The organism is Vibrio sp. 10N.261.51.F12 (genome assembly GCF_041471725.1).
Classification (GTDB): domain Bacteria; phylum Pseudomonadota; class Gammaproteobacteria; order Enterobacterales; family Vibrionaceae; genus Vibrio.
Genome location: NZ_JBFROV010000009.1, coordinates 124,637 through 137,654, shown reverse-complemented (window position 1 = coordinate 137,654; position 13,018 = coordinate 124,637). Strand labels below are relative to the sequence as shown.

The window sequence follows — 13,018 nt, the reverse complement described above, 5'->3', positions numbered from 1 at the left end:
GTCGTCGAGCGTATCAATACTACTGCTTTAGTAATACGTTACTATTGTTTTTCAAGCACCACAAAATTCATGTTGTAGCGATTCTTTTCATTGGCAGTAAACGGCTCATTATAGGTTTCTATCCAATCCTCGCCCCATTGTGGAAATTGAGTATCCCCATCAATCTCTGCGTCAATAAAGGTCAAATAAAGCTTCGTTGCTAGCGGCAAGCAATGTGAATAAAACGAACCACCACCAATGACCATAACCTCAATTTCATCACTGACTAATGCAATACCTTCCTCTAGCGAGGTGACCGTATCGACACCTTCGATGGTCAGGTTCGCATCTCGGCTCACGACAATATTACGCCTGCCAGGAAGGGCGCGACCAATTGAGTCATAGGTTTTTCTTCCCATAATCACAGGTTTACCCATGGTACATTTCTTAAACCACATAAAATCGGCGGGCAGATGCCAAGGCATTTGATTCTCTTTACCAATAATTCGGTTGTCTGCCATGGCAGCTATCATACTGATGATCATTGTTGCTTTATCCTATTGAGCTATAAACCTTGTGAGCTGTAAACCTTGAGCTAATCAATACGCAGTGAAGTAAATAACAAGAAAGCCAAAGCCCCCTGAGCCATGATTCGCTCAACGACTCTCAACGGAGTGCTTTGTGCTCACACTACTGAACGGCGACGGTAGAATAGCAGCCCTGGTATCGCTAAGCCAATAGCAAGCGCGGCGATAATAAACATCGCCTTTAAAAAATTCTCCATCAAGGTCGCGAGCAATTCAGGGGTAAAGCCGAGGTGATTAATCTCGACCATAGCGATCATCGCCTTGAAAGCAAATACGCCAGGGATCATAGGGATCATAGCAGCGACCGTGAATACTTTCGGGTGAGCCAAAAACTTATGCGACCAATGGACCCCGATGCACCCCACTATTGTCGCTGCAAAAAATGTGGCCCATTCAATCGGCATACCATAGTGCATCATGAGGAAACGACAACCATGACCAATTGCTCCGCCAATCGCGCAATAAGCCAAAGCGCCTTGGGGCACATTAAACACTAAAGCAAACCCCACCGCGGGTATCGCGGCGAAAAACATGTCATTGAGCAACGCGATTAAAAGGTTGAATCCAATAAGCTCCATTATTGAACCCACCCTAAAACGTTCGTCAAACTCATTGCGCCAATAATGCCAAGGCAGGTTGCGAGCGTAAGTAGACTCGCCATAACAAAGCGGGCAATCCCCATGTTTATATATCCCTTGAGCATGTCAGCGACCGCATTGATTAAGGGAAAGCCTGGTACCAACATAAGAACAGAAGAGGCCATGACCAATTGAGGGTGATCGCCAACATCATACAACACCGCTTGCGCGGAAATTAATGTAGTGACAAAAGCCGTGGCTGAAAAATTCAATAGTGGGTTGAAGTGACGATGCCCAATCTCTTGCCTGACTATCATTCCGACAGAAGCGGCTAAGAATGTCATCATAAATGCTGGCCAATCCCCACCAGCCAATCGACTAAATGCCGCACACGAAAGGCCTATCATTACCACGACAATCCAACGATTGTAGCGCTCAGGGCTAATCGCATGAAGCTTTTTCTGGGCTAGCTCATAATCCAGAATACCTTTCTCCATCATGATACAAATCCGTTGGATTTGGGTTACCACTCGCATATTTAGCCCTTTATCAGGGCTTCTTCTCACGGTCGTCACACAATGTTCTTGATAAACCGTTGTGACCACTATTGAACTTGCCGACAATGATACTTCGACTTCATCCATACCCGCCGCAATACCAATACGGTATGTGATATGCCCCACTAGGGTGCTTTCCGCACCATGCGCTAATAACATTTGTCCTGATTGAGCAATTAAACGTGATACAGCACGTTGCTTAGAGTCCATTCCAACTTCACATTCTTGATAAAAGATAAGACGTTTATTTTAAAGTGATTTAGATACGTAGTATGTGAATTTTCGCCAAAATTGATGAATATAATCATCAATTTCCTTATTCCTGGGACAAGTTAAGAGAATAAATAATTAGGCGCCTCAGGTTCACCAAGTCCTCCATCACTTTTATATTCAACCACAAATAACCATTAATACTTATCTCATCTCCCGCAATCGTCGGCATACTTCGCTTAAGCTCATTCATTAGGTCTTGAAGCTCTTGGCCTGAAAAATCGGAAACCAATTCTCCCGTGATCACAAGATTGGACAAGGCTTTAATCTCTGTGTGTATGACTTTCTGGCATTGCGTTAGCTCCTTTGACCAAAGCATGTTTAAATGGCTATTCCGATCACTCCAATAGGAGGTATGCAATAGCTCAAGGGCATACACCATATTTCGGAGATAAACCTGAATAGCTTCAAGCAACTGAGCGTTTAATTTTGACTCTTTGACTGATGGAGAAATCAAGCTTCGTAGCGTCACCATCTCTTTCATTAGATGCTTTTGGTAGCGCTCAATATTGGGTTTTTCTACCACATTTGGCGAAGAGGAAAGCTGATAAATCGTTGAAAAGCTATTGAGTGCCCCCCCAAGTCTCATGCGCCAATGTATAAATGCTCGCTGAGGGTAAATAAAACAAAAGAGCACCGCTAATGCACAACCTAGCGTGACATCTAAGCCTCGCCACAGTGCAATCTCAATATCATGGTTACTCGCCCCTATGGTGACGGCCAACGTAATGCCAACCAACAAGCCAACATAGGGTCGTTTTCCTAGCGCAAAGTAAGCACTCATAAACATCACAGCGCCGCACCAAAGATACATAAGCCCCAGCGACCACTGCCCTAAATATATTGCAAGCACACCGGAGACTGCACCGATTAATGTGCCTAAGGTTCTATGCCAAGCCCGAGGCAAAACATTACCAAGGTAAGATATAGGACCAATGACAACCACGAGCGTAATGAGAACCCAAGTACTTTCTGGCAAGTCCAGATACGTCGTGGCGATGAGCGTGATAACGAACGCCGTCGAAATACGAAGTCCGTGAACTGCACGATAGTATTTAAAGATAAACGCATCTGCTGTTGATATTTTACGGTTCAAATCCATTGATTCCGTATTCCTTATTAATGACGAGTGTTTAGTTATAACTTACTAATTGCTAATTGCTAATTGCTAATTGCTAATTGCTAATTGCTAATTGCTAATTGCTAATTGCTAATATTAATTCTCTCTTGTTGAGTTTGCCTGATAAATACGTCGGCTCCAATGCTACAGGCACAAAAAAGCCGCAACATAACATTGCGGCTTTATCACGTTCAACTGTCGGCGCATTTTAGAGCGAGACAAACAACGGCGATTATTTAGTCACGAACATAAATGACATGACCGTCATCTTCTTCGTCATCCCAATCATCATCGTCATCGCCGTCTTCAGTAACAACATCTTTGCCGGCAATCGCATCTTTATGATAATCATCCCACATAAAGTCGACTTTCTCTTCTTCAGAGATCTCTTCTTGCGCTCTAGGCAATGTATCCATAAAGTCAGCTAGCTTATAACAAAGCTCTTTTGTGCCCTGCTTGTTCACGGCGGAGATCTTGAAATAATCGTCTTCCCAACCTAGCGCATCAATCACTTCTTGAATGATTACATCCGCTTCATCTTCCGACATTAAATCAACTTTATTGAAGACTAACCAGCGAGGCTTACCCGCTAACTTTTCACTATATTGCTCAAGTTCATCGATGATCGTCAATGCATTTTCAATCGGGCTCGATTGATCAATAGGCATGATATCGATCACATGCAACAACACTCGACAACGTTCAAGGTGTTTCAGGAATCGAATACCTAGACCAGCCCCATCCGCTGCGCCTTCAATAAGACCAGGAATATCGGCAACAACAAAGCTCTTCTCAGGAACGACGCTAACCATACCTAAGCTAGGGATCAGCGTAGTAAACGGATAATCGGCAACCTTGGGTTTTGCTGCAGAAACCGCACGGATAAATGTCGATTTACCTGCATTAGGTAAACCTAGCATGCCAACATCAGCAAGCAAGAGAAGCTCAAGCCTTAACTCACGAAGCTCGCCCTTAGTGCCCAGTGTTTTCTGACGTGGTGCACGGTTAACTGACGACTTGAATCGAGTATTTCCAAGACCGTGCCAGCCACCTTTGGCGACCATGACTTTTTTGCCATGCTCAGCGACTTCAGCAACAATTTCATTGGTATGGATATCAACAGCACGAGTACCAACCGGTACCTTCATGACCTTGTCTTTACCACGTTTACCCGTACAGTTACCGCCACGGCCGTTCTGACCACGTTCGGCATCATAAAAACGCTGAAAACGGTAATCAATCAATGTGTTAAGGTTCTCATCAGCTTCGATGTAGATATCACCGCCATCGCCGCCATCGCCGCCGTCTGGGCCGCCCTTAGCCACAAATTTTTCTCGCCAAAAACTCACAACGCCGCTACCGCCGTCACCAGCTTGGACTTTTACTACCGCTTCATCTACGAACTTCATCTCTTACTCCGACTACTTCTTCGCGTGTATATCTTAGAGTCTCATCGGTTGATTTGCATAATATAACTGCGCATCAACATTCCTCTAAGCTAAAACAATTATCACTACATTTTAGCAGATGACAGAGACGATTCCCCACTGAACCTATTATGATAATAGTAAGGAGAGCTTCGTCTCTATCGACTGCCTATAAATAAAAAACCCTGCCGAATCGGCAGGGCTTTTGAATTCAGCTAAAAGCTAATTAATAATTAGGCGCTAGGCGTAATTATTAAGCTTCGATGCTTACAAACTTACGGTTTTTAGGACCTTTAACTTCAAATTTCACTTTACCTTCAGTAAGAGCGAAAAGAGTATGGTCTTTACCGATGCCAACGTTTGTGCCAGCGTGGAACTTAGTACCACGTTGACGAACGATGATGTTACCTGCAAGAACAGCTTCACCACCAAAACGCTTAACACCTAGGCGTTTGCTTTCTGAATCGCGGCCGTTACGAGTAGAACCACCAGCTTTTTTGTGTGCCATTGTTAAACTCTCCTAATCGATTAAGCGTTGATACCAGTGATCTTCACTTCTGTGAACCACTGACGGTGACCTTGTTGCTTACGTGAGTGCTTACGACGACGGAACTTAACGATTTTAACTTTATCGCCACGACCGTGTTGTACTACTTCAGCAACCACTTTACCGCCCTCAACAAGAGGTGCGCCAACTTGGATCTCTTCGCCGTTAGCAACAAGAAGAACTTTATCAAATTCTACAGTTGCGCCCGTTTCAACGTCTAATTTCTCTAAACGAAGGGTTTGACCTTCGCTTACTCGGTGTTGTTTGCCACCAGATTGGAAAACAGCGTACATATTTTACTCCGCTTTTTCCGCACAGCCTTTTGATTGTTATTTGAACAATGAGGGTGTGCGCTAAACTAATCATCAATAGGGCGCAGATTCTACGCGAACCATTATCCTATGACAAGCCATATTTTAAAAATTTTGGCGAAAAGCTAATCGCCAAAGAAAAGTGCGGCAATAATGCCTTTTAAGCATGTATTAATCAACGTTTTTTAGTGTATTATTCACAAATTATAATAATCGACTAAGCCTTATAGGCTCTATGCTCAACCGGGTACGTAATGGATTTTAAAGCTATCCAATCACTAACTGCTAGTGACATGGTAAAAGTGAACGAAACGATTCAAGCTCAATTGAATTCTGAGGTTAGCCTTATCAATCAATTGGGCTTCTACATTGTCAACAGTGGCGGAAAGCGCATTAGACCTCTGTTGGCGATATTATCAGCAAAAGCCTTAGGCTATGAAGGACAAGCTCACACGACGGCTGCAGCCTTTATCGAATTCATTCATACTGCAACCTTATTGCATGATGATGTGGTTGATGAATCAGATATGCGCCGTGGGAAAGCGACGGCAAATGCCGCCTTTGGTAACGCCGCCAGCGTCTTAGTAGGTGATTATATCTACACTCGCTCTTTCCAAATGATGACTGGGCTTGGTTCGTTGCGAATCCTAGAATTGATGAGTGACGCGGTGAATGTGATCGCTGAAGGCGAAGTGCAACAGTTAATTAACTGTAATGACCCCAATACTACCGAAGCCAGTTACATGCAGGTCATCTACTCAAAAACCGCTCGATTATTCGAAGCGGCAACTCAAGTCGGTGCCATTCTCAACGAGGCTTCACCTGAAACCGAGCTCGCCTTGCAAAACTACGGCAAATACTTAGGCACCGCATTTCAACTGATCGATGACGTAATGGATTACACCTCATCCGGTGACGATATGGGTAAAAATGTTGGCGATGACCTAGCAGAAGGGAAACCAACACTGCCTCTCATCCATGCCATGCAACATGGTGAGCCCGAAGAAACGGCGATGATTAGAGAGGCGATTGAGAAATCTAACGGTATTGATAAAATTGACGCTATTCTCGCGACAATGAAGCGTGTCGGCTCATTAGTCTACACCGAGGAGCAAGCGTACAGAGAAGCGGACAAAGCGATTGCTGAGCTCGATATATTGCCTGGAAGCATATATAAGGATGCCCTTATCGCACTTGCTTACATGGCGGTCAAAAGAACCGCGTAGAGCTTTACAGGCGTGTTGGCTTATAATAAGCACATCAGATAAACACACAGAGCGACGCTCAAAAACTAATTAAGTGTCGCTCTATGTGTTTATTTTGACTCTAGCGCTCGCGAGCGAGCACCGTTGCGTCATCCCAATAATGATGTCGATCAACCCTAGTAATACTGGTCGCAACCGTTATGAAGTTGAAGATTTTCATTTATTTCATCAACAGATAGCGCCCACTGCAGTTCAGTACCTGTCGGTGCGACCAACACAGACCCCGACACCTCGTCTACAACAAGTACTTTTCCTACACCGTGTTGAGACTCAACCCACATCCCTCGTGAAACATCTTTTATATCCATGATCATCCCTCACTCTTATCGTAGTCATGTATACCGAGATAGTTAGGGTATAGATCAAAAAACCGATCTTAAAAAGATCGGTTTTCATTAATATGACTCTGTATCAATACACTTATATTGCTACGGTCATCACTTTATAGATATTTATTATCGTGTTACACATATACTATCGCTAAAAAGTTATTTCGCGAATTCGATGCCAAGCTCAATATCTTTATTCAGTGTTTCGAGCATGCCATCCAGCGCTGCTTTTTCGTAGTCACTTAATTCGCCATAGCCTAACACCGCCTCAGCGCCATCTTTACCCAATTTAACGGGTTGTGCGAAGAACGGAGCATGTTCGCCCTCGCCTTCTACATAAGCGCATTCAATAACGTTCTCTTCACCTTGCAGGCCTTTCACCAATGCTAAACCGAAACGGCATGCAGCCTGGCCCATCGATAACGTTGCTGAACCACCACCGGCTTTCGCTTCAACCACTTCAGTCCCTGCGTTTTGAATTCGCTTCGTTAGCGCTTCCACTTCATCAGCAGTAAACTCAACCCCTTCAACCTGAGACAGCAACGGGAGAATAGTTACGCCAGAGTGACCACCAATAACAGGAACACGGATATCACCAGGATCTTTATCTTTCAAACCAGCAACGAATGTCTCTGAGCGAATCACATCTAATGTCGTGATGCCGAACAGCTTACGCTTGTTATAAACGCCCGCTTTTTTAAGTACTTCCGCAGCAATAGGAACCGTAGTATTAACAGGGTTGGTAATAATACCGATACATGCTGTAGGGCATACTACCGCGATACGTTCAGCCAACGACTTTACAATGCCAGCGTTCACATTAAATAAGTCTGAGCGATCCATACCAGGTTTACGAGCGACGCCAGCAGAAATTAGTACCACGTCAGCACCTTCAAGAGCCGGAGTTGGGTCTTCACCCGCATAGCCCTTAATAGAAACAGGAGTTGGGATGTGACTTAAGTCAGCAGCAACGCCTGGGGTGACCGGTGCAATGTCGTAAAGGGCTAAATCAGAACCAGCAGGGAGGCGGTTTTTCAATAGAAGGGCTAAAGCTTGGCCGATGCCACCTGCGGCACCAATGACAGCTACTTTCATGGGCGTTCTCCTTGAGACGATATCTCTTATTAATAGTTTTGTAGGGTAATTTTTCATCAATTAGAGAAAATCTATAATATTCACCAATTGATTACAATCAATTAACCTCAGCTTTGCGAGGTTGCGCACCTCACTAAATACGTGCTACTAAATTAGCATGAATCGTTCTCGATAATAACCTTATTTTCTTCTTGGTTTTTATGAGGTTATAACGCTTAGTTCGACAATATATTATCGTGATATTGTCGACAGAAACTCTGGATTATTTGGTCAATAAACGGGTTCTGTGCAACAATAGATGGATCACTGCTTGTCGGACAAAATTAAGAGGCGTTTATGCGCAATAATGATAAACAAGATACGCTCATTCGTGCCTTTAAAGCACTCCTAAAAGAAGAGCGTTTCGGCTCACAAGGTGAGATCGTCGATGCACTAAAAATTGAAGGGTTTGAAAACATCAACCAGTCAAAGGTGTCACGCATGCTCACAAAGTTCGGCGCAGTGAGAACACGAAATGCCAAAATGGAAATGGTGTACTGCTTACCCGCAGAACTCGGTGTTCCCACCGTATCGAGCTCATTACGTGAATTGGTTCTAGATATTGATCATAACAATGCCATTGTGGTGATTCATACCGGGCCAGGGGCTGCACAACTTATCGCAAGATTGTTAGATTCTCTTGGGAAAGCCGAAGGTATCCTCGGTGTTGTGGCTGGTGATGACACCATTTTTATCACCCCGACTTTGAATATCACCACTGAACAATTATTTGATTCTGTCTGTGATTTATTTGAGTACGCTGGGTAATTTCAAACGGTAACATTCAGAATAATGTATCACGGAACCCCCTAGTCCGTGATACACATCACATCTTTAAAAATCTGATTTCCCTCCCAAAAAATCACTTAAGTCATTGTTTTAAAACATACACATATTACATCAATAATTCCTAGCTCACCTTCTAGCACAGACAAATCACCTATCTTTATTAACAATATGATAATTTTCTTCCAATTTATTTGGTATGATTGCGCTACTTTTTCAACAAACGGATTGAAAAAGATGCCGTTTCCGCATAGGAAGCCTCTGAAGACGACTATAGTTATGCAGAGTTAGTAATGAATAAAGGAAGGGAAATTCATGGCATTGAAGAAACTAATTAAAGTCGGCGCAATTGCAGCCGTCGTCATGGGCGCTGGCACTGTTCAGGCTCAAGAATTCATCACGATAGGTACAGGCTCTGTCACCGGTGTTTATTACCCTACTGGTGGTGCAATTTGTAAGCTTGTAAATAAAGGTCGTAAGGATCACAACATTCGTTGTTCTGTCGAATCTACTGGCGGTTCAATTTATAACGTGAACACCATGCGTGCTGGTGAACTAGATTTTGGTGTTGTTCAATCTGATTGGCAATATCATGGTTATAACGGTACCAGTAAATTTGCAGACCAAGGTCCTTACAAAAAACTTCGTGCTATGTTCTCGCTGCATACCGAACCTTTCAACATCATTGCTCGTGCTGATTCTGGCATTGAAAACGTGACAGACCTAAAGGGCAAACGAGTCAATATTGGTAATCCAGGCTCAGGTGACCGCGCAACAATGGGCGTTGTTATGGACGCAATGGGTTGGACTAACGATGACTTTAAACTTGCCTCTGAGCTTAAAGGTTCAGAACGCTCACAAGCACTTTGTGATAACAAGATTGACGCGTTCGTGTATGTGGTTGGACATCCAAACGGATCCATCAAAGAAGCAACGACATCTTGTGATGCTCGCCTGATCCCAGCGACCGGCGTTGAAGTCGATGAGATCGTAGCGGCTAACCCTTACTATGCATACACTTCAGTACCAGCTGGCATGTACCGCGGTTCGGATGAAGACGTAAAAAGCTTCGGTGTAGCGGCAACAATGGTGACAAACTCTGATGTTTCAGATGAAGTGGCTTACAACGTGGCAAAAGCGGTATTTGAAAACTTTGACACCTTCAAGCGTCTGCATCCAGCATTCGCAAACCTGAAGAAAGAAGACATGGTAAAAGCTGGAATCTCGATTCCTCTTCACCCAGGTGCTGAAAAGTACTACAAAGAAGTCGGTCTTCTTAAGTAACATACCGAGTAGGGAAGCATTGCTTCCCTACTACTTTCTAGACCATATACAAAGACTTAACAGACACCAGATTTTCTTATCTGGTGAGGCTATTTGGGCTCACCGTTCACAGCCCACGATTTTCGAGCCAAACTAAACACAACAACAACCATTCCTTCGCAGACATTGACTACACTGTTAAATGCGAATTATGGTTTTAATCCGTTGTTGGGAAACATTGGACCATTAATAATAAAGGATAAAGTACATGACGCAGACATCACAACCGTCGCAAGATGTGCAGGAAATGGTCGCACAATCCGATACCGGAGCGCGAAGCCCTCAAGGAATACCAGCAAAAATCCTCTGGTTTGTTCCACTATGTTGGTCACTTTTTCAGCTTTGGTACGCCTCTCCGCTACCATTTATTTTCAACTTTGCTGTCCTAAACGACACTGAGGCACGCTCAATACACCTGACGTTTGCTATCTTCCTCGCATTCACGGCTTACCCTGCGATGAAATCATCACCAAGAGATCGCATTCCTGCTGTAGATTGGGTGTTAGCACTACTAGGTAGCTTTTCTGCCGCCTACATCTATTTATTTTATACCCAGCTTGCTGAGCGCTCTGGTGCGCCTACAACCATGGATATTGTGGCAGCCGTCACTGGAATGATCCTATTACTTGAGGCGACACGACGTGCATTAGGGCCACCTCTTATGGTGGTTGCCGCTGTATTTCTGCTGTATACGTTTGGTGGTCCACACATGCCTGACGTTATCGCTCACAAAGGAGCAAGCCTAAATAAAGCCATGTCACACCTCTGGCTCACCACTGAAGGTGTATTTGGTGTTGCACTTGGCGTGTCTACCTCATTTGTCTTCTTGTTTGTACTATTTGGAGCCATGCTAGAACGTGCTGGCGCAGGGGCTTATTTTATAAAAGTCGCCTTTTCTCTATTAGGGCATATGCGTGGTGGCCCAGCAAAAGCCGCCGTTGTTGCGTCGGGTCTATCAGGGCTGGTTTCTGGTTCATCCATTGCCAATGTTGTGACCACGGGTACATTTACTATCCCTCTCATGAAGCGTGTTGGCTTCCCTGGAACCAAAGCGGGTGCAGTCGAAGTGGCAGCCTCGACCAACGGTCAGCTTACTCCACCAATTATGGGCGCCGCGGCCTTCTTGATGGTCGAGTATGTGGGCATCTCCTACGTTGAAGTCATCAAAGCAGCCTTGCTTCCTGCTCTTATTTCTTACATCGCCTTAATTTACATTGTTCACCTAGAAGCTTGTAAAGCAGGCATGACCGGATTACCGCGTCGTCATAATCCTACCTTGGTACAAAGCCTCTTGTCGTTTACGGGCACAATACTCGGCTTATGTGTTATCAGCGCCGCGGTCTACTACGGTGTGGGTTGGACTAAAGGCGTCTTTGGTGAAGCCGCAACGCCTATCGTCGGTGTAGCATTACTGATCTCTTACGTGGCCCTATTACGAATTTCCGCTCGCTATGCCAAAGAAGGCGGAATGGATATAGATGCAGAGTTAACAGAAGTGCCCGATCCCGGACCAACCATTAAGTCAGGGCTTCACTTCTTATTACCGATTGTCGTTTTGGTATGGTGCTTGACGGTCGAACGCTTTTCTCCGGGCCTATCCGCCTTTTGGGCAACCGTGTTCATGATCTTTATTCTCATCACCCAGCGTCCTCTCATTGCACTAATGAGTCAATCCGGTGACGTCGCACAGCAAACAAAAGTAGGCTTTAATGATCTTGCTGAGAGCTTGGTATCCGGTGCGCGTAACATGATAGGCATTGGTGTGGCGACAGCGGCAGCGGGTATCGTGGTTGGCGTCGTAACACTGACGGGCATTGGCCTTGTCATGACTGATTTTGTCGAGTTCATCTCTGGCGGCAGTATCATTCTCATGTTGTTGTTTACCGCGGTTATCAGTCTTATCTTGGGGATGGGATTACCAACGACGGCCAACTACATTGTCGTATCCACGCTGATGGCTCCCGTTATTGTCACCCTCGGTGCCGCGCACGGGATGATTATCCCATTAATTGCCGTTCACCTCTTTGTGTTCTACTTCGGTATCTTAGCCGATGATACACCGCCTGTTGGACTTGCCGCATTTGCTGCTGCAGCCATCGCGAAATCCGATCCAATAAGAACGGGTATTCAAGGCTTTATGTATGATATTCGTACCGCCATTTTACCCTTTATGTTCATCTTCAATACCCAGTTATTATTGATGGGGATTGATTCTTGGTGGCACCTCGCGTTAACGGTCATTTCTTCCATTATTGCCATGCTGATATTCTCGGCAGCGACGCAAGGATGGTGGTTCACCAAAAATAAGTGGTGGGAAACCGTATTACTGCTCGTCTTAACATTTACCTTCTTCCGCCCAGGTTTTTGGTGGGATATGGTCTATCCAGCCAAGGTTTTCTCACCAGGAGTTGAGATAGCGCAAATCACTAAGACGTTGAATGTTGGACAATCCATCGAATTAAGAGTGGCAGGTGAAACGCTAGAGGGCAAATACCTCGAGAAGGCGGTACGTTTACCATTTGAAGATGACGCAGTAACAGCAGAAGATCGCATTGCTTCAATGGGCCTAATGCTGACAGAAAACGACGGTAAAATGATCATCGATATGGTGGAGTTTGGCAGCCCAGCTGAGGCATCTGGTTTAGATTTTGATTGGGAAATCAAATCCATTGTCCAAGATGCAGAGCGTCCAATGAAAGAGTGGATGTTTGTTCCAGCCCTACTCATCCTACTTGCGATGGCCATGAACCAACAACGTCGTGCTCGTAGGGAAGCATTGAGCGCATAAGACGGATAAGGCTCCAC

Annotated in this window: 13 protein-coding genes; 4 read left to right on the top strand and 9 right to left on the bottom strand. The window is 44.8% G+C overall.

Annotated elements, in window-relative coordinates; genetic code table 11:
• Positions 1 to 41: 41 nt before the first annotated feature.
• The 7 genes from folA to rplU form a co-directional block, all read right to left on the bottom strand.
• Positions 42 to 524 carry a type 3 dihydrofolate reductase gene (gene folA, locus AB4405_RS05330; RefSeq protein ID WP_372059930.1) on the bottom strand — a complete coding sequence of 161 codons (483 nt, stop codon included), beginning with the start codon at positions 522 to 524 and terminating at the stop codon, positions 42 to 44.
• A 140-nt stretch (positions 525 to 664) separates the two neighbouring features.
• A complete protein-coding gene (locus tag AB4405_RS05325; protein WP_372059929.1) occupies positions 665 to 1,144 on the bottom strand; it encodes a threonine/serine exporter family protein in 480 nt (159 codons plus the stop codon).
• Entirely contained in the window at positions 1,144 to 1,911 is a 768-nt protein-coding gene (locus tag AB4405_RS05320; RefSeq protein WP_102469871.1) for a threonine/serine exporter family protein, read from the bottom strand. The genes AB4405_RS05325 and AB4405_RS05320 overlap by 1 nt, the downstream gene beginning before the upstream one ends.
• Before the next feature lie 106 nt (positions 1,912 to 2,017).
• Complete coding sequence (locus AB4405_RS05315; RefSeq protein WP_102469870.1) at positions 2,018 to 3,073, bottom strand: FUSC family protein; 1,056 nt, start codon at positions 3,071 to 3,073, stop codon at positions 2,018 to 2,020.
• 254 nt (positions 3,074 to 3,327) lie between these two features.
• Complete coding sequence (gene cgtA / locus AB4405_RS05310) at positions 3,328 to 4,500, bottom strand: Obg family GTPase CgtA (RefSeq protein ID WP_102469869.1); 1,173 nt, start codon at positions 4,498 to 4,500, stop codon at positions 3,328 to 3,330.
• Positions 4,501 to 4,771: 271 nt separating this feature from the next.
• Complete coding sequence (rpmA, locus tag AB4405_RS05305) at positions 4,772 to 5,026, bottom strand: 50S ribosomal protein L27 (protein ID WP_102469868.1); 255 nt, start codon at positions 5,024 to 5,026, stop codon at positions 4,772 to 4,774.
• Positions 5,027 to 5,046: 20 nt separating this feature from the next.
• Positions 5,047 to 5,358, bottom strand: coding sequence for a 50S ribosomal protein L21 (rplU, locus tag AB4405_RS05300; RefSeq protein ID WP_005437376.1), 312 nt, complete (start codon positions 5,356 to 5,358; stop codon positions 5,047 to 5,049).
• 272 nt (positions 5,359 to 5,630) lie between these two features.
• Here rplU and ispB point away from each other — a divergent pair, with 272 nt between their 5' ends.
• A complete protein-coding gene (gene ispB / locus AB4405_RS05295; protein ID WP_372059927.1) occupies positions 5,631 to 6,602 on the top strand; it encodes an octaprenyl diphosphate synthase in 972 nt (323 codons plus the stop codon).
• Between the two features lie 155 nt (positions 6,603 to 6,757).
• Here the strand turns inward: ispB and AB4405_RS05290 are convergent, their stop codons facing one another.
• Together AB4405_RS05290 and mdh are read right to left on the bottom strand one after the other, a co-directional pair.
• Entirely contained in the window at positions 6,758 to 6,949 is a 192-nt protein-coding gene (locus AB4405_RS05290) for a hypothetical protein (protein WP_102469958.1), read from the bottom strand.
• 180 nt (positions 6,950 to 7,129) lie between these two features.
• A complete protein-coding gene (mdh, locus tag AB4405_RS05285; protein WP_372059925.1) occupies positions 7,130 to 8,065 on the bottom strand; it encodes a malate dehydrogenase in 936 nt (311 codons plus the stop codon).
• A 336-nt stretch (positions 8,066 to 8,401) separates the two neighbouring features.
• Between mdh and argR the strand changes: the two genes are divergently transcribed.
• The 3 genes from argR (at position 8,402) to AB4405_RS05270 (ending at position 13,001) form a co-directional block, all read left to right on the top strand.
• Complete coding sequence (gene argR, locus AB4405_RS05280; RefSeq protein ID WP_102469865.1) at positions 8,402 to 8,872, top strand: transcriptional regulator ArgR; 471 nt, start codon at positions 8,402 to 8,404, stop codon at positions 8,870 to 8,872.
• A 333-nt stretch (positions 8,873 to 9,205) separates the two neighbouring features.
• Entirely contained in the window at positions 9,206 to 10,174 is a 969-nt protein-coding gene (locus tag AB4405_RS05275) for a TAXI family TRAP transporter solute-binding subunit (RefSeq protein WP_102469864.1), read from the top strand.
• Positions 10,175 to 10,421: 247 nt separating this feature from the next.
• Complete coding sequence (locus AB4405_RS05270; RefSeq protein ID WP_372059924.1) at positions 10,422 to 13,001, top strand: TRAP transporter permease; 2,580 nt, start codon at positions 10,422 to 10,424, stop codon at positions 12,999 to 13,001.
• The last annotated feature ends 17 nt before the right edge of the window (positions 13,002 to 13,018 follow it).

Excerpts from the sequence above, each read along its gene's own strand:
- AB4405_RS05270 (WP_372059924.1), top strand. The coding sequence starts at position 10,422 with ATGACGCAGACATCACAACCGTCGCAAGATGTGCAGGAAATGGTCGCA.
- AB4405_RS05275 (WP_102469864.1), top strand. The coding sequence starts at position 9,206 with ATGGCATTGAAGAAACTAATTAAAGTCGGCGCAATTGCAGCCGTCGTC.
- AB4405_RS05325 (WP_372059929.1), bottom strand. The coding sequence starts at position 1,144 with ATGGAGCTTATTGGATTCAACCTTTTAATCGCGTTGCTCAATGACATG.
- AB4405_RS05290 (WP_102469958.1), bottom strand. The coding sequence starts at position 6,949 with ATGGATATAAAAGATGTTTCACGAGGGATGTGGGTTGAGTCTCAACAC.
- ispB (WP_372059927.1), top strand. The coding sequence starts at position 5,631 with ATGGATTTTAAAGCTATCCAATCACTAACTGCTAGTGACATGGTAAAA.
- AB4405_RS05315 (WP_102469870.1), bottom strand. The coding sequence starts at position 3,073 with ATGGATTTGAACCGTAAAATATCAACAGCAGATGCGTTTATCTTTAAA.
- AB4405_RS05320 (WP_102469871.1), bottom strand. The coding sequence starts at position 1,911 with ATGGACTCTAAGCAACGTGCTGTATCACGTTTAATTGCTCAATCAGGA.
- folA (WP_372059930.1), bottom strand. The coding sequence starts at position 524 with ATGATCATCAGTATGATAGCTGCCATGGCAGACAACCGAATTATTGGT.
- rplU (WP_005437376.1), bottom strand. The coding sequence starts at position 5,358 with ATGTACGCTGTTTTCCAATCTGGTGGCAAACAACACCGAGTAAGCGAA.
- mdh (WP_372059925.1), bottom strand. The coding sequence starts at position 8,065 with ATGAAAGTAGCTGTCATTGGTGCCGCAGGTGGCATCGGCCAAGCTTTA.
- cgtA (WP_102469869.1), bottom strand. The coding sequence starts at position 4,500 with ATGAAGTTCGTAGATGAAGCGGTAGTAAAAGTCCAAGCTGGTGACGGC.
- argR (WP_102469865.1), top strand. The coding sequence starts at position 8,402 with ATGCGCAATAATGATAAACAAGATACGCTCATTCGTGCCTTTAAAGCA.
- rpmA (WP_102469868.1), bottom strand. The coding sequence starts at position 5,026 with ATGGCACACAAAAAAGCTGGTGGTTCTACTCGTAACGGCCGCGATTCA.